Consider the following 19,052-nt stretch of genomic DNA (forward strand, 5'->3'; position numbering starts at 1 on the left):
GGATCGTCGTACGGTGCACGGGCGGGTCGTCTGGAGCGGCGCGGGGTGCGGCGCGCGGGGCGGGGGAGGCGCTCGTGGGGGCGCGCCTCCCCCTTTCCCGGCGGGGGTGGCTCACGGTGACGGGTGTCCCGGGAGCCGGTTCACCGGTGGCTCAGTAGCCGACGGTGAAGCGCTTCTGGACGTGCTTGGGCTCGTCCAGCTCGTCGACGAACGCGACCGCGTAGTCCTCGGCGCTGATGCGGCTGTCGCCGTCCGCGCCGATGATCAGGTCGTCGAGGCCCAGGCGGTAGGCGCCCGTGCGCTCGCCCGGCTCGATCTGCGCGGCCGGGGAGAAGTGGGTCCACTTCACGTCGGTGACGGTGCGCAGGTAGTCCAGGGCCTCGCCCTGGCCGTGCATGACCTGGGTGACCAGCTCCGGCAGGCCCGGGGTGTCCCAGACCTTCTTCCCGTCAGGGGTGCTGAGGGAGCCGGCGCCGCCGACCGAGACGAAGCGCGGGGCGTCGGCGCCGAGGGTGCGCAGGCCCTCGACGAGGGACTGGGCGGCCTGGCGCACGAAGGCGGCGTGCGCCTTGCCGTCGGTGTAGCCGCCGCCGACCGCGGAGACGACCGCGTAGGCGCCCTTGGCGGCCTCGGCGACCGACGCGGGGTCGAGCACGTCACCGGTGGTGACCTTCAGGTTCGGGTGCGACACGGCGGGCTCGGACGCGCCGGGCCGGACGACCGCGGTGACGTCGTAGCCGCGGTTCAGCGCCTCGGTCAGGATGCGCGAGCCGAAGGTGCCGGTGGCGCCGAAGAATGCGAGCTTCTTGGACATGAGAGGTGGATTCCTGTCTGTGGGGAACCGGTGGGACCACCGGTGCGGAGGAGGCTTGCCGGGCCGGGGTACGGCCCTCTGAAGCCGGGGTGCGGCTCGGGGGAGCCGGGAGTGCGGTCGGCCGTCGGCACGGGGCCCGTCGGCCGGCCGGCCGCACACAGCGACGGGCAGCTGCGGTCTGTGGGCGCGGCCTGCGTTACGGGAGGGCGATCGACTGGGCGTGCCGGAACACGTTCTTGGGGTCGTACGCCTTCTTCACCTGTTGCAGGCGCGGGTAGTGCTCCTTGTAGTAGAGCGTCGTCCAGGGAACCCCGGACGTGTTCTGCGCGGGGTCGGTGATGTCCACGTCGGGGTAGTTCACGTAGCAGCCGTCGGTGCTCGCGTTGGGCACCGGGTAGCCGCCGCTGGAGGAGTACACCTCGGCGTACACCTCGCGCAGCCAGGCGGTGTTCCTGGCGTCGTCGGCGGGCGTCGACCACTGGGTGGCGTAGAGCGCCTTGAAGACCGAGTCCCGCTGTGCGGACGCCGTGTCCGCGGCGGGGACGGTGTTGACCTTCGAGCCGTAGCCGAAGAGCATCACGTTGGCCACCGGGTTGCTGAAGTCGGTGCGGGTCAGGTGGTTGTAGAGCGCGCCGGCCTGGGCGACGGTGAAGCCCTTGCGGTGGTAGGCCGACTTGTTCGCCGACCGCAGGGTCGGGTTGGTCAGCGCCGGGTTGTTCGTGCCGAGCAGGCGCACCGAGGTCAGCCAGGGCAGCTTGCGCGGGGTGAAGAACGCGGGCAGCGGGCCCTGTTCGCCGACCGCCTTGACCATCGGCGCGGTGTCCACCCCGGTCGGGTCGGTGATCTCGGCGAGGTAACTCTCGATCAACTGCTGGGCGTTCGGCACGGCGGCGTCGAGCTGCGTGATGATGCCTATGCTGCCGTTGGACCTGTGGTTCATCACCAGCAGGCTGGTCAGGCCCGAACTCGGCGACTCCATCGTGCTGTTGCGCTCGTGCCAGTCGCCGTAGTGGCGCACCAGGGCGGTGAACCTGGCCTTGTCGAAGTCCGCCCAGGGCAGTGAGACCGCGCTCAGGTAGACGTCCTTCGGCGGCTTCATGAGCTGGTCCTTCGCCGCGGTGCCGGTGGCGTCGGGCGAGCGGAAGAAGTACCGCGTCACCAGGCCGAAGTTGCCGCCGCCGCCCCCGGTGTGGGCCCACCACAGGTCGCGCCGGGGGTCGGCGGCCTCCCGGGTGGCCACCACGCTCTTGGCCCGGCCGGTGGCGTCGACGACCACCACCTCGACCCCGTAGAGGTGGTCGACGGTGACACCGTACTGCCGGGACAGCAGGCCGAAGCCGCCGCCCGCCACGTGTCCGCCGATGCCCACCGAGTAGCACAGGCCGGCGGGCAGTGCGACCCCCCAGCCCTTGTAGAGGGCCTGGTAGGCGTGCAGGAGGGTCGCTCCCGCCTCGACCACGAACGCCTTGCGGTACGTGTCGTAGTAGACCTCGTCCATCTGCGTCATGTCGATGAGCGTGCGCACCGCGGGGTTGAAGACGAAGTCGGCGTAGCAGTGGCCGCCGCCGCGCACCGCGAGGCGCTTGTTCGCGGTGACCGCCTCCTGCACCGCGGCCACCGCCTGGGCGGTGTTGTGCACCACCTTCACGGCGTCCGGGGTGCCGACCCAGCGGGTGTTGTGGCCGACCGTCATCTCCTGGTACCGGGCGTCGCCCGGCAGGACGGTGGCCGCGGGCTCCACCACGGTGGCGTCGTCCGCGACCGCGGCCGACGGGTTCCCCAGTACGGTCGCGCCGGCGACCCCCGCGGCGGCCCCGGTGAGGACCGTCCGCCTGCTCAACATGCCCACTTCTTTTACCTGAACCTCTCGGGCGTCACGCCTGGAAAATCGCGCAGAATAGGCAGAGTTCATTTCGCGCCCCGGGGCCGGAAGGAAATCGAAGGCATGAATTGCCCGGCTCGGGGAAAGTTCCTCGCTGCGCCGCTGGATCAAAGCAACCTGCCGAAAGCCTTGTCAAGCATGGTTCGGCGCTTCCATAATCCCGCCTACGCCCAAAGGAGCAGCCCGGTCAATTCCCTCCACTTTCGGGGGTGGAGGTCTCCACCAAGGTGGAGACGGGGCCCCGGACTTCCTCCTTCGGCCGATGCCCGGGGCCGCCGGCCGGGCACAGAATGGCCGCCACAGCGATCGTCCAAGCGATCGCCCCTCGAATCGGAATTGCGAGCAATGCAGCCCTTCTATGTACTCACCGACGCCGAGCGCGATGAGCTCGGCGCAGCTCTGGCTTCGGTCACCAAGAGCCCGTACGAGGACTACCCGGCCTTCTCCCGCTCGGTGAGCGACCTGGTGGACCGCGGCGACGTTCCGGCGTTCTTCTCCGAGGCCGTGGCGGGAATCCGCGCGGAGCGCGAGGCGGGCGCCTCGGACGCGCACGTGCTGCGCAACTGCCCCATCGACGAGGAAGTCCCGGTCCTGGGGCACGACGACCCCCTCGCGGACAAGTACGCGAAGAAGACGACTTTCGTGGCCGAGGTGCTGCTCGAACTGTTCGCGCAGCTCGCCGGCACGCCGCTGCTCGCGTACGACACCCGTTTCAACGGCGACTTCTTCACGGACGTCATCGCGATCAACCGCTACAGCGGCAAGCAGACCGGTTTCAGCGACGGCGAACTGGTCTTCCACAACGACCGCACCGCCCACCCGGTGCGCGCGGACTTCATCTCGCTCGTGGGCATGCGCTGCCCCGAGGGCGAACTCACCTACACCGGGTTCGTGGAGGGACGCGCGCTGCTGGCGCACCTGACGGCCGAGGAGCAGGAGATCCTGCGCAAGCCGTACTTCGTGACGCCGTTCGACGTCTTCTCACGGGACAACAACAAGAACCTCACGGTGTCCGAGGCGCACCCGATCCTGGAGCGCGCGCACAGCATCCGCTACCTGGACACCCACACGACCGTGGCCCCCGACAGTCCGCCGGAGGCCAAGGACACCCTGATCGCGCTGAAGAACGCCCTGGTCCGCGCGGAGAAGAAGCGCCACCGGATCCTCACCGGCGACCTGTTCTCCTTCGCCAACCAGGACGGTCTGCACAGCCGCGACAAGATCGAGGTCATCGACCCGGAGCGGGCCCGCTCGCGGTGGCTGCTGAAGACGTACGCCTTCCGCGACGAGGCGATGGCCGAGCAGCACGCGGACAAGTGGGTCGACGGCGTCCGCGGCCGCGTGGGCGACTAGGACAGGCCCTGGGTCCCGGCGAGAGCGGGCCCCGGCCGGGACGGGCCCCGGCCGGTCCCCGGTCGGGACGGGCTCCGGCCGGGGGCCGGTTCGCGCGGGGTCCGCGTCTCTCCCGGGCGGCCGTGCGGGGTGTGCTGCGGCTTGGGCGTGCCGGTGCCGCGCATCAGCAGGACGGCCTCCAGCCGGTTGCGCACGCCCAGCTTGGTGAGCGTGTGCGAGATGTGGCTCTTGATGGTCGCCGAGGAGACCTGGAGGCGGTCCGCCGCCTCGACCGTGGACAGGCCGTCGGTGAGCAGCCCGAGCACCTCGCGCTCGCGCTCGGTGAGCACGCCCAGTATCTGCTGCGCCGGGTCCGCGTCGGCCTTCGGCGGCGCCTCGGCGGCGTGCCGCACGGGGCGCCGGGCGGACGGGGAGCGGTACATCGCGTCCAGTTCCGGCGAGAGGACCGTGTGGCCGGACGCCACCGCCCGGGTGGCCGCCGCCAGACCTCCGATCCGGGTGTCCTTCAGCAGGCAGCCCTTCGCGCCGGCCTCCAGCACGGTGTCCAGTTTCTCCCTGGTCCAGCCGACCCCGATCAGCAGGACCGCGACATGGTGGGCGACGAGTTCGCGGACCGTGTCGGCGGGTTCGCAGTGGTAGCCCATTCCCAGCACCGCGACGTCGACCTGGCCGAGCGGCCACTGGGTGAGCGGCTGGCGGATGTCGACGCTGGCCACCAGGGTCAGCCGGTCGGCCCGGTGGACCACTCCGCCCAGCACGTGCCGGGAAATCGGGTCCTGGTCGGCGAGCAGAATGCGGGCTTCGGGTTCGGCGACCCGGCCGTTTGTAAACCAATCATCAGCAAAGATATGCGTTTCCACGAGATCCCCCCTCGTTAATAGCCGGAAGGATACATGTCCTCCTCGCTTCCTCCTTTGTCAGTGAGGGGAATTTCACAGTTCAACGGGCGTCGGACGCGCGGCACTTGACGCCCCCGTGGCCGAAAACCCATGGCGCGAACCGGACGGTGACCCGCCGCGGGGGAACGCTCTGACCTGGCCAGACGGGGAAAAGACCGACGAAACCCGGCCGGTCGGCCGGATTTCACCCGGGATCGGACGCCGCCGCACAGAGGGCGCCCGTCGGGTGCCACGCCCTCGTAGAAGCGAACGCAGCAATTCACAAGGAGTTAAAGGTTCCATGGGTTCGACATTGGCGCAGAAGACGTGGGATGCCCATGTCGTACGCCCCGGCAGGTCCGGCGACGATCTCCTCTACGTCGATATGCACTTGCTGCACGAGGTCAACACCCCGCAGGCTTTCGACGACCTGCGGGCAGCCGGACGCACGGTGCGCAGGCCCGATCTGACGGTGGGCACGGAGGACCACAACACCCCCACCGTCGCCATCGACAAGATCATCAAGGACCCGGCGGGCCGCAGGCAGACCACGCTGATGCGGGCGAACTGCGAGGAGTTCGGCATCCCGCTGCACCGGCTGGGCTCCGCGGGCCAGGGCATCGTGCACGTCATCGGACCCGAGCTCGGCCTCGTACGGCCCGGGATGACGATCGTCTGCTGCGACTCCCACACCACCACCCTCGGCGCCTTCGGCGCGATCGCCTTCGGCATCGGCACCAAGCAGGTCGAGCACGTGCTCGCCACCCAGACCCTGCCGATGACCCGCCCCAAGGACATGGCCGTCACGGTCACCGGTGCCCTGCCGCCGGGGGTCTCGGCCAAGGACCTGGTGCTCGCGGTCATCGCCCGGATCGGTACGGGCGGCGGCGTGGGCCACGTCATCGAGTACCGCGGGGAAGCCGTCACCGCGCTCTCCATGGAGGGCCGCATGACGCTGTGCAACATGTCCGTCGAGGCCGGGTCGCGCGCCGGTCTCGTCGCGCCGGACGAGACCACCTTCGCCTACCTGAAGAGCCGCCCCGGCATGCCGCAGGGCGCCGCCTGGGAGGCGGAGACCGCCCACTGGGCGTCCCTGCGCAGCGACGCGGACGCCGTGTACGACAAGGAGGTCGTCATCGACGCCTCCCGGCTCAGCCCCTACGTCTCGTGGGGCAACAACCCGGGCCAGTCCGTCCCGCTGGACGCGGCGGTGCCCGCCCCCGCCGACTTCGCCGACCCGCAGGAACGCACCGCCGCCGAACGGGCCCTGGCCTACATGGACCTCACACCGGGCACCGCGATGCGCGACCTCGCCGTCGACGCCGTCTTCCTGGGCTCCTGCACCAACGGCCGCATCGAGGACCTGCGGGCCGCGGCCGAGGTGCTCCAGGGCCGCAGGGTCGCCGACGGCCTGCACATGATGATCGTGCCCGGCTCGACGCCGGTGCGCGAGCAGGCCGTGGCCGAGGGACTCGACCGGGTCTTCGCCGAAGCGGGCGCCGACTTCCGGGCCGCCGCGGGCTGCTCCATGTGCGCCGCGCTCAACGAGGACCGGCTGAGCCCCGGCCAGCGGGCCGCGTCCACCAGCAACCGCAACTTCGAGGGACGGCAGGGGAAGGGCTCCCGCACCCACATCGTCTCCCCGGCGGTGGCCGCCGCCACCGCCGTCGCGGGCCGGCTCGCCGCTCCCGCCGATCTCTGAGGCACGAGGAAAGCGCACCCATGGAAAAGTTCACCACCCACACCGGCACGGCCCTGCCGCTGCGCCGCAGCAACGTCGACACCGACCAGATCATCCCGGCCCGGTACGTCCCGTACTTCAGCTGGAAGGGCCACGCCAACGCCCTCTTCGCGGACTGGCGCGACGACCCCGCCTTCCCGCTGAACCTGCCCCAGTACCAGGGCGCGACCGTGCTGCTGGCCGGGAACGACTTCGCCACCGGGTCCTCCCGGGAGTCCGCGGTCTGGGCCCTGGAGCGCTTCGGCTTCAAGGTGGTCCTCGCGCCCCGGTTCGGCGACATCTTCCGGGGCAACTCCCTGATGCGCGGACTGCTCACGGTCACCGTCCCGGCGGAGGTGATCGAGAGGCTGTGGGAGACGGTCGAACGGGACCCCTTCACCGAGGTCACCGTCGACCTGGCGAAGCGCGAGGTCCGCTGCGACGGCCTCGTCCAGCCCTTCGAGCTGGACGAGGACGCCCGGCAGCGGCTGCTGGCCGGGCAGGACCCGATCGCCGCCACGCTCGACGAGTACGCCGACGCCATCGACGCCTACGAGGCGACCCGCCGGCCCGCCCTGCCCGTGACCCGCTGAGCCACCGGCCCGCGGGCCCGCCGACGCGCCGACCCGCTCGCCCGCGGGCCTGCCCGCCCCGCCCTTCCGCCGCGCCGGACGGCTCCCTCCCCCCGAGGGCCGCCGTCCGGCGCACACGTGTCCCCGAAGCCATGGAAGTGACATGAAGATCTCCCAGTGCACCGCCCTCGTCGCCATCGCCGACGCCGGCAGCTTCACCCTCGCCGCGAAGGCGCTGTCGGTCAGCCAGTCCGCGGTGAGCCACGCGGTGTCGAGCCTGGAGAAGAGCCTCGGCGTCGCCCTGATGAGCCGCAGCCGCAGCGGCATCGAGTTCACCGACGTCGGCGAGCGGGTGCTCCAGCACGCCCGCACCGTCGTGCACGGCGCGGAGCAGATCCGGCAGGAGGCGCGGGCCGTGCGCGAACACCGCTCCGGCACGCTCCGGGTGGGCACCAGCCAGAGCTTCGCGGGCCGTCTGCTGCCCCGCCTGCTGAGCGAGTTCCGGGCCGCCTGGCCGGGCATCGGAATCGAGCTGCGGGAGGGCACCGACCAGGAGATCGCCGAATGGCTCGGCGGGTACGCGGTCGACGTCGGCGTGGTGGCGCTGCCCAAGGAGCGGCTGAACACCGTCCCGTTGCTCCAGGACGAGGTGTACGCCGTGCTGCCGCAGGACCACCCGCTCGCCGGGCGCGGCGAGCTGAGCGTCACCGACCTCGCCGACGAGCTGTTCGTCATGCCGGTGAGCGGGGTGGAGACCCTGCTGCGCGCGGCCTTCCGGACGGCGGGCCTGACCCCGCGCATCGGCTACCGGGCCCACGACGTCAACAGCCTGCTGTCGATGGTGGCCGAAGGGCTCGGCATCACCGTCGTGCCGGCCCTCGCCCTGCCCTCCGCCCCGATCCATCCGCACCTGCGCGTGCTGCCGTTCGCCCCCTCGCTGACCCGGAGCGTCGGCATCGGCGTCCGGACGGGCGCCCGGCACGTCCCGGCCGTCGAGGCGTTCGTCGCCACGGCCAGGAAACTGGCCCGCGAGGACACCTGGAACCGGCCTGCCGTCCGCACCCCCGGCGCCGGTCCGGGCGGCCCGGCCGGAGCCGCCGCGCCTCAGACGCCCTGGAGGCGCAGCGGCTCCGCCGGCACGCCGACCGGTCCGGGCGCCCGGGGCGCCGGGTCCAGCGCGTGCTCCGCTATGGCGTCCGCGTCGTAGACGAAGTCGCTCCAGATGCCGGGCCTGCTGCTGCCCGCCTGCATGAACCAACGGGTGTGCTCGGTCGGAATGCCCAGCACGTACAGACCGGTGTCCGCCTTCCCGTCGCTGCCGACCGGGTGGTACGGGGACCGGGTGACCGCGACCCCGCCGGTGTCGAACGCCGCCGTGCCGGAACCGTTGACGTAACTGGTCCAGATGCCCTGCTCCCGCAGCCCCCGGGTCAGCGGGGACGGGTCGGTACGCACGTCGGGCGACGGGATCCGGGCGTCCAGGACGGTGTCCACGGCCACGAGCGACCCGCTCACCTGCGGAGAACGCGCCAGGAAACGGCCGCTGTCCGGGTCCGCCTCGAAGCGGGTGCCGGGCCCCACGACCCGCAGCACCCCGGCCCTGATCAGCGCGGCTGCCTGGGCGAGCCGCACCGGGGGCGGGCCCGCCGCCAGGAAGGAACTGCGCGGGACGTACCAGCCGAGGAAGTCCTCGCGGTGCGAGCCGGGTGCCAGGCCCGAGTAGTCGACGAACTCGCGGATGACGCCCCGGGTGTCGCGCAGCACGTCGAGCGCCGCCTTGAGCGGCGAGCCGACATTGCCCCGGGCGGCCTCCGCCAGGTCGGCGCGGAGCACGTCGAGGAGTTCCGCCGCGAAGACCTCCGGCCCGGCGAAGGTCCGCCCGGTGAAGGGCCGGGCCAGTGCGTCCAGGTCGAGCGGCGGCAGGCCGGCCACGCCGTACCGGCCCGCGAGCGCGGCCACGTCGGGCAGCGGTGCGCCCACGGGGAGCGCGAGTTCGGCCCGGAACGCGGCCTCCCGCCCGGCGCCGTGCCGGTGGCGGATCTCGGTGCCGTAGTAGACCAGGCTCATCTCGGCGTGCAGCCACGGCCACACGTCCGCGCGGAAGTCGACGGGCGCGCCCGCGTGCCCGTGCCGGACGCGCTCCGCCGTGAACAGGATCGGACGGTAGGGGTTGGTGGCCGACTTCTGGTTGCGGCCCCGGGCGGGCAGCGGCATGCCACTGCGGGAACCCGCCACCAGCAGCGGCTCCGCACCGCTGGGCAGATACGTCAGGGTCCCGTCGGCCTCCTCCTTGAAGACGCCGCCGCGGCCGAGGGTGAGGGCCGCCATGACGTCGTAGAACGACAGGCCGAGACCGAGGACGCCGACCGCGGACCCCGCCGGAATGCCCTCCAGGTCCATGTCCGCCGCCGAGTCCCCCTGGAGGTGGCGCAGCCCGGGGCGCTCGGCGGCGAACCGCGCGAGGTCCCGCTGCTCCCCGTCCGGTCCGGGCCTGGCGTGGCCCGTGGTGAGCACCACCCGGTCCACGCAGAGCCGCGACCCGTCCGAGAGCCGCAACCGGTAGCCCCTGCCGATCCGCGCCAACTCCACGACCGAGAGACGCAGTTCGTGCAGCCTGACACCGCGGGGGAGGCCGCTCTTGACCGCGCTGAGCACATACCGCATGTACCGGCCGTACACCGCGCGCGGGGCGTAGCTGTTGGGTCCGGGGTGGTCGGGGTCGACCGTCCGCCACCACTCGCCGAACGAGGGCCCGGCCCCGGCCCGGTGCGGGCCGTCGTCGGGGGTCCCGGAGAAGGCGGAGATCTCGTCGGCGACGGTGTTCATCATGAACCACTCGGGCTGGTCGCTGCGCCAGATGCGGCCGCAGCCCACCTCGACGGGGTCGATCAGGTAGATCTCCACCGGCCCCGCGCCCGCCGCCCGGCCGGCCGAGACCCGTGCGCCCAGCCGCTCGACGACGCTCAGGCCGCGCGGCCCGCTGCCGACCACCGCGATGCGGTGCACACCGGCCGCGTCCCCCGGCCCCCGGGCCGCCCCGCCCGCCTGCTTCTCCACCGGTTTCTCCCCCCACATCCACGGACTCCGCCCGGAATTCACCGAAAGGCAAAGAGTCGAAATCCCTGGAGTGCGACTTTATGCGGGCGGCAACCTGCTTTCAACAAGGGTTTGTTCATGCCTTGCATGAGCGATGTCGATGCGTCGTTCCCCGCCGGAAATCCGTGATTGCGTACCGGATGACGTCGGGATACGCTCCCGAACCGTTCGACCGAACAAGCAAGTTGACAAGCGTGGGGATCAACATGGAACGCCGTCCGGCTCTTCTCGTGCTCGACCTGATAAACGAACTCGTGCACCCCGACGGGAAATACGCCGCCGACGGTTTCTGCGAGCAGGTCGCCGAGCGGGGCGTCCTGGACCGGACGGCCGTCGCGATCGACCGGGCCCGCCGTGACGGCGTTCCCGTCGTCTACGTCGTGGTCGGCTTCTCGCCCGGGTACGCGGACTGGCCGGCCGGATCGGAACTGTTCGCCACCGCCCGCGACGGCGAACGGGTCCAGCTCGGCACCTGGGGCACCCGGGTGCACGACGCGCTCAAGCCCGCCGTGGGAGAGCCGGTCGTCGAGAAGCGCCGGGTCAGCCCGTTCTTCGGTACGCACCTGGACCTGCTGCTGCGCAACCTCGGGGTCAACACCCTGCTGCTGACCGGGGTCACCACGGACCTGGTGGTCCTGTCCACGGCACGGGAGGGCCACGACCGCGACTACCAGGTGGAGGTCCTCGCGGACGCGACCGCCGCGGACAGCCTGGAGAGGCACGAGACCGCCCTCGGCGTGATCGCCCGAACGGCCGCGATCAGCTCGGTCGACGAGGCCCTGCCCGCCTGACCCGCCGGTCCGGCGCCGACGCGCGGGAGCAGGCCGGGAAACAGAGCGACAGCGCGACAGCGCGACAAGAGGGGCGGACCGAAGAGATGACCGTCGACGAGAAGACCCGGGAGCCGCTCGCACGGCGCGGACGGCTCTCGCGGGACCAGGCGTTCTGGCTGGTCGGCGGGATCCTGGTCCTGCTGCTGCTCTCCTCGTCCGCGCCCTCCCCGATGTACGTCCTCTACCAGCAGCGCTGGCACTTCTCCGCGACCCTCCTCACGGTCGTCTTCGGCGTCTACGCCGTGGCCGTGCTCGCGGCCCTGCTGCTGTTCGGCTCGCTGTCGGAGACCCTCGGCCGCCGCCGGGTCCTGCTCGTCTCACTGGTCGGCGAGGTGCTGAGCATGGCGCTGTTCATCGGCGCGCGGGACGTGCTGTGGCTGCTCGCCGCCCGCGTCGTGCAGGGCCTGGCGGTCGGCCTCGCCACCGGCGCCGTCAGCGCCGCGCTGATCGAACTCTCCCCGCCCGGCTCGCCCGCGCGCGGCACACTGCTCAACAGCGCGGGACCGACGGGCGGAATCGCGGCGGGGGCCCTGCTCGCGGGGCTGCTGGTCCAGTTCGCGCCCGCGCCGACCGTCCTGACGTACGCCCTGCTGCTGGCCGCCTTCGTGCTCTGCTCCGCCGGTGTGCTCGCCATGCCGGAGACGGCCCCCCACCGGGTTCCCGGCCTGCGGATCCGCCCCTCCCGGATCTCGGTCCCGGCCGGGGCCCGCCGCCCCTTCGCGCTGCTCTCCCTGGTGCTGGTCGCCGTCTGGTCGGTGTGCGGGCTGTACCTGTCCCTCGGCCCCTCCATCGCCCTGGAACTCCTGCACAGCGGGAACCTGCTGATCGGCGGGCTGACCGTGGCGCTCTTCGCGGGCGTCGCCACCGCCGGTCAGCTGTGGTGCGGCGGGCTGCCTCCGTTGCGGGCCGCCGGGGTCGGCGTCCTCGCCCTGCTGGCCGGTCTCGCGCTGTCCTTCACCGCGCTCACGGCGAACCTGCCCGTGCCGTTCTTCCTGGGCACCGCGGCCCTCGGCTTCGGCTGGGGCGTCGCCTTCCTCGGCTCCTTCCGCGCGCTGGCCGCCCTCGCGGACCCGGCCGGCCGCAGCGCACTGCTGGCCTCGGTCTACGTGGTCGCCTACCTCTCCATGAGCGTGCCCGCCGTGCTGGCCGGAGGAGTCTCCGGCGGCTGGGGCCTGCGCCGCACGGCCCTGACCTTCATCGCCGCCGCGGCCCTCCTGTGCGGGGCGGCCCTGCTGGGGCTGGCCCGCACCGGAAGGCGTGACCGGCGGGCCGCCCGGCCCGCCGGTCCCTGACCCGCACGCCTGCCGCGCCCGGCCCCTACTGCCCCACCCTGCCGTCCACGCACTCGCGCAGCAGGTCCGCGTGGCCGCAGTGGCGGGCGTACTCGTCGACCATGTGGACCATCAGCTCGCGCACCGCGATGTCCTCGCGGCCCACGTGCCGGCCCAGGTCGTCCGCGTACTTCGCCAACTCCGCGTCCGTCGCCGCCTGCTGGCGTTCCAGGTCGGCGAAGGCGGAGGCGACCTGGGCCGGGTCGCCCGCCGCCTCGTCGAAGTCCGCGTCGCGCCTGCCGTACAGCTTCGGGAGCGGGTCGCCGTGGGTGATCCAGTTGAGCCAGTCGCGCTCCACCTCCGCGAGGTGGCGGACCAGGCCCAGGAGGGACATCGTGGACGGGGGCACCGAGCGCGTGGCCAGTTGGTCCGCGGTCAGGCCGTCGCACTTCATGCGCAGGGTGAGGCGGTAGCTGGCGATGGCGTCGAGAAGGGTGGCGAGCTCGCCCTCCGGCGCGGGGCCCTCGGTGTCGCGGGGGTCGTCGTCCGGGTTCACCCACATGTCGGGGTAGACGGTCGCTTCGGTCCAGCGCGCGGGGCGGTGGTCGTCGTCGGTCATGGGGTCATCGTCGCCGGTGCGGGGCGGCGCTGCCAGGGCATTTACGAGGAACGAGGACCCGGCCCGCACGGGCGTCGCGCGGGCCGGGCCCCCTTCCGTACCGGACTGCCGCGATCAACAGTTGCCGCCCGTCGCCCTGCCCGCGAAGCGGTCGCCCAGCCAGTCCATCGCCGGGAACGCGCCGACCGTCACCCCGCCGATGTGTTCGAGGAGCGGGTGGGAGCGCCACTGGACGGTGGCCCCCGCCCCGCACCAGTCGGACCGGAGCCGTGCGCCGATCCGGTACGGGATCAGCTCGTCCAGGCCCGCGTGGTAGAGGTAGACCGGGTGGTCGGGTGCGTGCCGGCCGAGCTTGGAGGCGCCCAGCTTCTCCTGCCAGTCGGGGGAGTCGAGCGGGTTGGTGGTCGTGACCTCGCTGATGCGCTTGAAGGGCGCGGAGACCGCGTTGATCGCCACGCAGTTCCTGCGCATGAAGTCGACGTAGGACCTGCCCTGCCGGTTGAGGTAGGAGTCGAGCTTCAGCTCCGGGTGGGCCGTGTCGTGGCCCGCCGCCGCCATCAGGATCAGACCCGCCCCGATGTTGCCGTCGTTGAACTTCGCGACCTCCATCAGGTCGGCCGGGACGCCGCCGGTCGCCGTGCCCTTCACGTTCAGTTCCGGGGCGTACGAGTCATGGAGTTCGGCCGCCCAGCTACTGGCCTGGCCGCCCTGCGAGTAGCCCATGATGCCGACCGGGGAGGCGGGGGTGAGGCCCGTTTCGGCGGACGGGAGCTTCATCGCGGCGCGGGCCGCGTCCAGTACCGCCTGGCCCTCCGCACGGCCCACCGTGTACGTGTGGTCGCCGGGCGTGCCGAGGCCCTCGTAGTCCGTCACCGCCACCGCCCAGCCGCGCTGCACGACCTGGTTGATCAGGGTCGCCTCGACCGTCGTTCCGTACGGGAAGCCCGCGCTCGGCGCGCACTGGTCGCCCATGCCGACCGTCCCGACGGCGTACGTCACCAGGGGGCGCGGGCCCTTGCGGCCGTCCCGGGGCACGATCACCGTGCCCGAGACGGTGTTCGGCGCGCCCTTCGCGGTCGTCGAGCGGTAGTCGATGTGCCAGGCGTCGGTGTTGGTGGGCTGGAGGGGGAGCGGGTGGAAGGAGGTGGGGGAGGCGGAGAGGAGACTGCCGGGGGCGGAGGCGGACGGGGCCGGAGCCGCCGGCGCGTCGTCGGCCGCGGAGGCGGTCGCGGCCGTCGGCAGGGCCGCGGACAGCGCGAGGGCGGCGGACGCGGCGAGCACTCTGGTACGACTGCGTACGGACATGGGCTCTCCCTACGAGCGGGTGGGGGGTGCAGGGCGCACGGATGCAGGGGTTGCTCTTGCGTACGGAGAACGTAGTGACCGGCGAGCAGGGAACGCGCTGACCGGAACGCTCACCTTCACTGACGCGGATTCGCACCGGGGGCCGCCGGAGCGGGCGGCGGAGGAGTGCCGGGCGGGGCGCCGGGCGGGGCGCCGGAGGGCGTTTCCTCGTGGCCCGCCGCCCGGACCCGGTACGCCCCCGGTGTCGTGCCCGTCCAGCGGCGGAAGGCGCGGTGGAAGCTCGTGTCCTCCGAGAAGCCGAGGCGGGCGGCCAGCTCGGCGATGGGTTCGCGGCCCTCCGCCAGTCCCGCGATCGCCGCGTCCCGGCGGACCGCGTCCTTGAGCTGCTGGAAGCTCGTGTTCTCCCGCTCCAGACGGCGGCGCAGCGTCGCCGGGCTCACCGCCAGACGGGCGGCCGTGACCGTGAGGGACGGCAGGCGCGGGGAGGCGCGGAGGGCCTGGGCCAGGGAGCGGCGCACTTGCTCGGCGACCGTCGTGTCATACTCCCGGCGGGTGAGCAGGTCGAACGGGGCCCGGCGCAGCAGCGCGTCGAGGGATGCCTCGTCCTGGACGAGCGGGGCCGACAGCCAGCGGGCGTCGAAGCCGGCCGCCGTACGCGCCGCCCCGAAGCGGACCGGGCAGCCGAAGAGGCTCCCGTACTCCGCCTCGTGCGGGGGCGGCGGATAGGCGAACTCCGCCCAGTGCAGGGGAATGCGGCTGCCGGTCAGCCAACTGCACAGGCGGTGCCAGATGATCACCACGCACTCGGCGAGGAACCGGTCCTCGTCCGCGCCCAGCCCGTTGTGGACGGTGAGGACCGCCTCCGTGGGGGTGTGCGTGAGGGAGAGCTTCGGGCCGCCGTCGAAGAGGCCGTAGAAGGCGGTGCCGCGTTCCATCGCCCGGCCCAGGTCCGGGCAGCCCAGGGCCGCGTAACACATCATCGCGAAGGTCCCGGGGCGGCTGGGGGTGGCCGAGAGGCCCAGGAACTCGTCCTGGGTGGTGCGGTACAACGCCCGGAAGAGGCGGGCGAACTGGACGCTGGTGACGCGGGCCCGGTCGTCGCCCAGCAGCAGCGGCGGGATCTGCGCGGCCTGGAGGAGCGGGACGGTGTCCACCCCGGCGCGTTCGGCTCCGCGCAGCACGGCCCGCACGTGGTGCACGGTGATCGTCCGCTTGCCCATGGAGGGGAAGGTAGCCGCTGTGAGCGCGCGGGTCAGCGGGGCTGACGTTTCCCGTCATCTCCCGCGCGGACGTGGCTCCTTACCGTCGGGTCATGACGGATACGGGCGCCCTGCGCGCGCAACGGCCGCGTCCCGCGGCACTGGCCGGGTTCAGCGAGTGGGCGGGGGAGCGGCACGGGGAGCTGCCCGCCCTGCGGGCGAAGGGGGCCGAGCCCGTCTCGTACGCCGGGTTCCGCGACCGGGTGCGGGACGTCGGGCGCCACCTGATGGCGGCCGGGGTGGGTCCGGGCGACCGGGTGGGCATCCTCGGCGATACCTGCGTGGACTGGACGTACGCCCACTTCGCCGTGCTCGCGGTGGGCGGAGTCGTGGTCCCGGTCTACCCGACGGCGGGCGAGGAGGAGGTCGCCTGGGTGCTGGGCGACTCGGGCGCGGTCCTCGTCCTGTGCGAGACCGCCGAGCAGGCGGAACGGGTGGCGTCCGCGACGGGTCCCGGGGAAGGGGGCGCGGCTCCGGGAAGCGGTCCCGCCCCGGGGGAGGGGGTCGGTGCGGTCCCGGGGGAGGGGGCCGGTGCGGTCCGGGGGCCGCGGCCCCTGCCGACCCTGCTCTTCGGGGAGCTGGGGGAGCGGGTTCCCGGGGAGGTCGCCGTCGACGACTTCCTCGCGCGGGCCGACGCCGTCCGGCCCGGGGACCTCGCCTCGCTCGTCTACACGTCCGGGACCACCGGGCCGCCCAAGGGGTGCCGGCTCACCCACGCCAACTTCGGGGCCGTTCTCGACGGCGGGGCCGAGACGATCGACGGCGGGCCCGGCGACGTCACGTACCTCTACCTGCCGCTCGCGCACCTGCTGGCGCAGCTCGTCGAGCTGAACACCCTCATGTTCGGCGGGGAGTTGTGCTACTTCGGCGGGCGGATCGAGGACGTGATCGGTGAGCTGGCCGAGGTGCGGCCCACGCACCTGCCCTCCGTGCCCCGGCTCTTCGAGAAGGTGCACGCCGTGGTGCTGGGGCTGGCCGAGGCGCGGGAGGGCGGCGGGGAGCGGTTCCGGGAGGCCGTACGGGTCGGGGTGCTGGCGGCGGAGGGACGGCTTCCGGAAGAGGACAGGGCGACCTGGGAGGCCGCCGAGGAGTCGTTGTACGGGCTCGTGCGCGGGGCCTTCGGGGGGCGTGTGCGGTGGGCCCTCACCGGGGCCGCCCCCATCGCCCCGCAGACGCTCGACTTCCTGCGGGCGTGCCGGATTCCCGTGTACGAGGGGTACGGGATGACCGAGTCCGGCGGGGTCATCTCGCTCAACCGGCCGGGAGCCGTGCGGTACGGCTCCGTGGGGCGGGCCTACCCCGGCTGCGAGATCCGGATCGACGCGTCCGACGGCGAGGTGCTGGCCAGGGGCGGAACGGTCTTCACCGGTTACCACGGGGACGAAGCCGCCACCCGCGAGGCCCTCGACGCCCAGGGGTGGCTGCACACCGGGGACCTGGGGACGATCGACGCGGACGGGTACCTCACCCTCACCGGCCGCAAGAAGGACCTGGTCATCACGTCCTCGGGGAAGAACCTGACCCCCTCGCTGATCGAGCACGCCGTCCAGCAGTCCCGGTACGTCTCGTACGCCGTCATGGCCGGCGACCGCAGGCCCCACCCCGTGGCCCTGATCACCCTGGAGGCCGACGAGATCGCCGCCTGGGCCGCCCGCGAGGGCCATGACCTCGGCGAGGAGCCCGGCCGGCACCCCGCCGTGCGGGAACTGGTGCGGGAGGCCGTCGAGGCGGCGAACGCGCAGGTCTCCCGGCCCGCCCGGATCCGGGCCTTCGCGATTCTCGGCCGGGACCTCGCCGTCGCGGACGGCACCCTCACGCCCACCCTGAAGGTGCGCAGGAGAGCCGTCCTGGAACGCTACGCGGCGGAAATCGAGGAGCTCTACCGGTGAGTGGAGAGCCCTGCCGGTGAGTGGAGAGCGCTACCGGTGAAGGAAGGGCTCTGTCCGTGCATGCGGAGGAACAGGCAGGAGCCCCGCTCCGACGAATCGGAACGGGGCTCCTTGGGTACTGCGTTCAACGACCGCGATCGATCGTTTTCCCGATGGGTCCGAGGACCCGGCTCACGTCGTGAGACTCAGGCGGGGGTGACGTTCTCCGCCTGCGGGCCCTTGGGGCCCTGCGTGACGTCGAAGTTCACGAGCTGGTTCTCCTCCAGGGAGCGGAAACCAGACGCGTTGATCGCGGAGTAGTGGACGAAGACATCCGGGCCGCCGCCGTCCTGGGCGATGAAGCCGAAGCCCTTTTCAGCGTTGAACCACTTGACGGTTCCGGTAGCCATAAGCCCTCCCATGGGCCAAAGGGTTGCCCTGCTCCAGAACCTGCAAGGAAGTCTGAAAACAAAAGCCTGCGGGTTACATGTCCGCAGGCTCTGTACTGCAAGGGAAACCAAACTGCAACTTGCGGGCGAGCCTAGCACGCACCTTTGGGCAAGCGGTAGAGGGAAAGATCACGTCACTCGGATGTTTGACGCGGGCGTGTCGGCTGACGCCGGACGGGGGCCCGGGGGCCTCCCGCGACCCCGTCCGCCGACCCCCGGAGGGGCCCTCCGGTCAGCGCGGGTCTAGCCTCGCGATGTGGACAATTCAACCGCTGGCGAGCTGACGCCGAACCGCACCCGGCCCCGCGTCGGCCACATCCAGTTCCTGAACTGCGTGCCCCTCTACTGGGGCCTGGCGCGCACCGGGAGCCTGCTGGACTTCGAGCTGACCAAGGACACCCCCGAACGGCTCAGCGAGCAGCTCGTCCGGGGCGACCTGGACATCGGCCCGGTCACCCTGGTCGAGTTCCTGAAGAACGCCGACGACCTGGTGGCCTTCCCCGACCTCGCGGTCGGCTGCGACGGGCCCGTGATGTCCTGCGTGATCGTCTCCAAGGTGCCGCTGGCGGAGCTGGACAAGGCGCGGGTCGCCCTCGGCTCCACCTCGCGTACCTCCGTACGCCTGGCACAGCTCCTCCTGGCCGAGCAGTACGGCGTCGAGCCCGACTACTACACCTGCCCGCCGGACCTGTCGCTGATGATGCGCGAGGCGGACGCCGCCGTGCTGATCGGGGACGCCGCGCTGCGGGCCTCCCTGCACGACGCGCCCCGGCTCGGCCTCCAGGTCCACGACCTGGGGCAGATGTGGAAGGAGTGGACGGGGCTGCCGTTCGTCTTCGCCGTGTGGGCCGCCCGCAAGGACTACCTGGCCCGCGAGCCGTACCACGTGGAGAAGGCGCACGAGGCGTTCCTCGCCTCCCGCGACCTGTCGCTGGCCGAGGTCGACCAGGTCGCCGAGCAGGCCGCCCGCTGGGAGGACTTCGACGCCCGGCTGCTGGAGAAGTACTTCACCACGCTCGACTTCCGCTTCGGGCCCGAGCAGATCGCGGGCGTCGAGGAGTTCGCGCGCCGCACCGGGGAGACCACCGGGTACCCCACGGACGTGCACGTGACCCTGTTGGGCGAATGACCCC

General features: G+C 72.3%; 16 protein-coding genes. 8 read left to right on the forward strand and 8 right to left on the reverse strand.

Annotated elements, in window-relative coordinates; all coding sequences use genetic code 11:
* Window positions 1-151: 151 nt before the first annotated feature.
* A complete protein-coding gene (locus ACZ56L_RS29465; protein ID WP_471067402.1) occupies window positions 152-814 on the reverse strand; it encodes an NAD(P)-dependent oxidoreductase in 663 nt (220 codons plus the stop codon).
* Window positions 815-1,010: 196 nt separating this feature from the next.
* The gene (locus tag ACZ56L_RS29470) at window positions 1,011-2,657 is read right to left on the reverse strand and encodes an FAD-binding oxidoreductase (RefSeq protein ID WP_471067404.1); all 1,647 of its coding nucleotides are present in this window, start codon (window positions 2,655-2,657) and stop codon (window positions 1,011-1,013) included.
* Between the two features lie 384 nt (window positions 2,658-3,041).
* Here ACZ56L_RS29470 and ACZ56L_RS29475 point away from each other — a divergent pair, with 384 nt between their 5' ends.
* Complete coding sequence (locus ACZ56L_RS29475) at window positions 3,042-4,049, forward strand: TauD/TfdA family dioxygenase (RefSeq protein WP_401756887.1); 1,008 nt, start codon at window positions 3,042-3,044, stop codon at window positions 4,047-4,049.
* Here ACZ56L_RS29475 and ACZ56L_RS29480 read toward each other — a convergent pair.
* A complete protein-coding gene (locus ACZ56L_RS29480; RefSeq protein WP_468686360.1) occupies window positions 4,046-4,909 on the reverse strand; it encodes a LuxR C-terminal-related transcriptional regulator in 864 nt (287 codons plus the stop codon). The two genes, ACZ56L_RS29475 and ACZ56L_RS29480, sit on opposite strands and share 4 nt — an antisense overlap.
* 319 nt (window positions 4,910-5,228) lie before the next feature.
* On the opposite strand from ACZ56L_RS29480, the gene leuC reads away from it, so the two are divergent.
* The 3 genes from leuC to ACZ56L_RS29495 all read left to right on the forward strand — a co-directional run bounded on the left by leuC (window position 5,229) and on the right by ACZ56L_RS29495 (window position 8,426).
* Window positions 5,229-6,629, forward strand: a complete 1,401-nt coding sequence (gene leuC, locus ACZ56L_RS29485) for a 3-isopropylmalate dehydratase large subunit (RefSeq protein WP_468686361.1) — start codon at window positions 5,229-5,231, stop codon at window positions 6,627-6,629.
* A 20-nt stretch (window positions 6,630-6,649) separates the two neighbouring features.
* The gene (leuD, locus tag ACZ56L_RS29490) at window positions 6,650-7,240 is read left to right on the forward strand and encodes a 3-isopropylmalate dehydratase small subunit (protein ID WP_401756881.1); all 591 of its coding nucleotides are present in this window, start codon (window positions 6,650-6,652) and stop codon (window positions 7,238-7,240) included.
* Between the two features lie 142 nt (window positions 7,241-7,382).
* A complete protein-coding gene (locus tag ACZ56L_RS29495) occupies window positions 7,383-8,426 on the forward strand; it encodes a LysR family transcriptional regulator (RefSeq protein ID WP_468686362.1) in 1,044 nt (347 codons plus the stop codon).
* On the opposite strand, the gene ACZ56L_RS29500 is transcribed toward ACZ56L_RS29495, so the two are convergent.
* Window positions 8,324-10,276, reverse strand: a complete 1,953-nt coding sequence (locus ACZ56L_RS29500; RefSeq protein ID WP_471067408.1) for an FAD/NAD(P)-binding protein — start codon at window positions 10,274-10,276, stop codon at window positions 8,324-8,326. The two genes, ACZ56L_RS29495 and ACZ56L_RS29500, sit on opposite strands and share 103 nt — an antisense overlap.
* A 233-nt stretch (window positions 10,277-10,509) precedes the next feature.
* On the opposite strand from ACZ56L_RS29500, the gene ACZ56L_RS29505 reads away from it, so the two are divergent.
* Both ACZ56L_RS29505 and ACZ56L_RS29510 read left to right on the forward strand, forming a co-directional pair.
* Window positions 10,510-11,106, forward strand: coding sequence for a cysteine hydrolase family protein (locus ACZ56L_RS29505; RefSeq protein WP_468686364.1), 597 nt, complete (start codon window positions 10,510-10,512; stop codon window positions 11,104-11,106).
* Window positions 11,107-11,192: 86 nt separating this feature from the next.
* Window positions 11,193-12,440, forward strand: coding sequence for an MFS transporter (locus tag ACZ56L_RS29510; RefSeq protein WP_468686365.1), 1,248 nt, complete (start codon window positions 11,193-11,195; stop codon window positions 12,438-12,440).
* A gap of 25 nt (window positions 12,441-12,465) precedes the next feature.
* Here ACZ56L_RS29510 and ACZ56L_RS29515 read toward each other — a convergent pair whose 3' ends face one another.
* The 3 genes from ACZ56L_RS29515 to ACZ56L_RS29525 form a co-directional block, all read right to left on the reverse strand.
* A complete protein-coding gene (locus ACZ56L_RS29515; RefSeq protein WP_345229032.1) occupies window positions 12,466-13,038 on the reverse strand; it encodes a DinB family protein in 573 nt (190 codons plus the stop codon).
* Window positions 13,039-13,152: 114 nt separating this feature from the next.
* On the reverse strand, window positions 13,153-14,343 hold the full coding sequence (locus ACZ56L_RS29520; protein ID WP_471067411.1) for a lipase family protein: 1,191 nt from the start codon (window positions 14,341-14,343) through the stop codon (window positions 13,153-13,155).
* Window positions 14,344-14,459: 116 nt separating this feature from the next.
* Window positions 14,460-15,563, reverse strand: a complete 1,104-nt coding sequence (locus ACZ56L_RS29525; RefSeq protein WP_471067413.1) for an AraC family transcriptional regulator — start codon at window positions 15,561-15,563, stop codon at window positions 14,460-14,462.
* Between the two features lie 92 nt (window positions 15,564-15,655).
* Between ACZ56L_RS29525 and ACZ56L_RS29530 the strand changes: the two genes are divergently transcribed.
* Window positions 15,656-17,491, forward strand: coding sequence for an AMP-dependent synthetase/ligase (locus ACZ56L_RS29530; protein ID WP_471067415.1), 1,836 nt, complete (start codon window positions 15,656-15,658; stop codon window positions 17,489-17,491).
* A gap of 185 nt (window positions 17,492-17,676) precedes the next feature.
* Here the strand turns inward: ACZ56L_RS29530 and ACZ56L_RS29535 are convergent, their stop codons facing one another.
* Window positions 17,677-17,880 (reverse strand): cold-shock protein, encoded by a 204-nt coding sequence (locus ACZ56L_RS29535; protein WP_008738468.1) that lies wholly within the window; start codon window positions 17,878-17,880, stop codon window positions 17,677-17,679.
* Window positions 17,881-18,175: 295 nt separating this feature from the next.
* On the opposite strand from ACZ56L_RS29535, the gene ACZ56L_RS29540 reads away from it, so the two are divergent.
* Entirely contained in the window at window positions 18,176-19,048 is an 873-nt protein-coding gene (locus ACZ56L_RS29540) for a menaquinone biosynthetic enzyme MqnA/MqnD family protein (RefSeq protein ID WP_345229028.1), read from the forward strand.
* The last annotated feature ends 4 nt before the right edge of the window (window positions 19,049-19,052 follow it).

The sequence above is a fragment of the Streptomyces sp. NPDC039736 genome, from assembly GCF_055596485.1.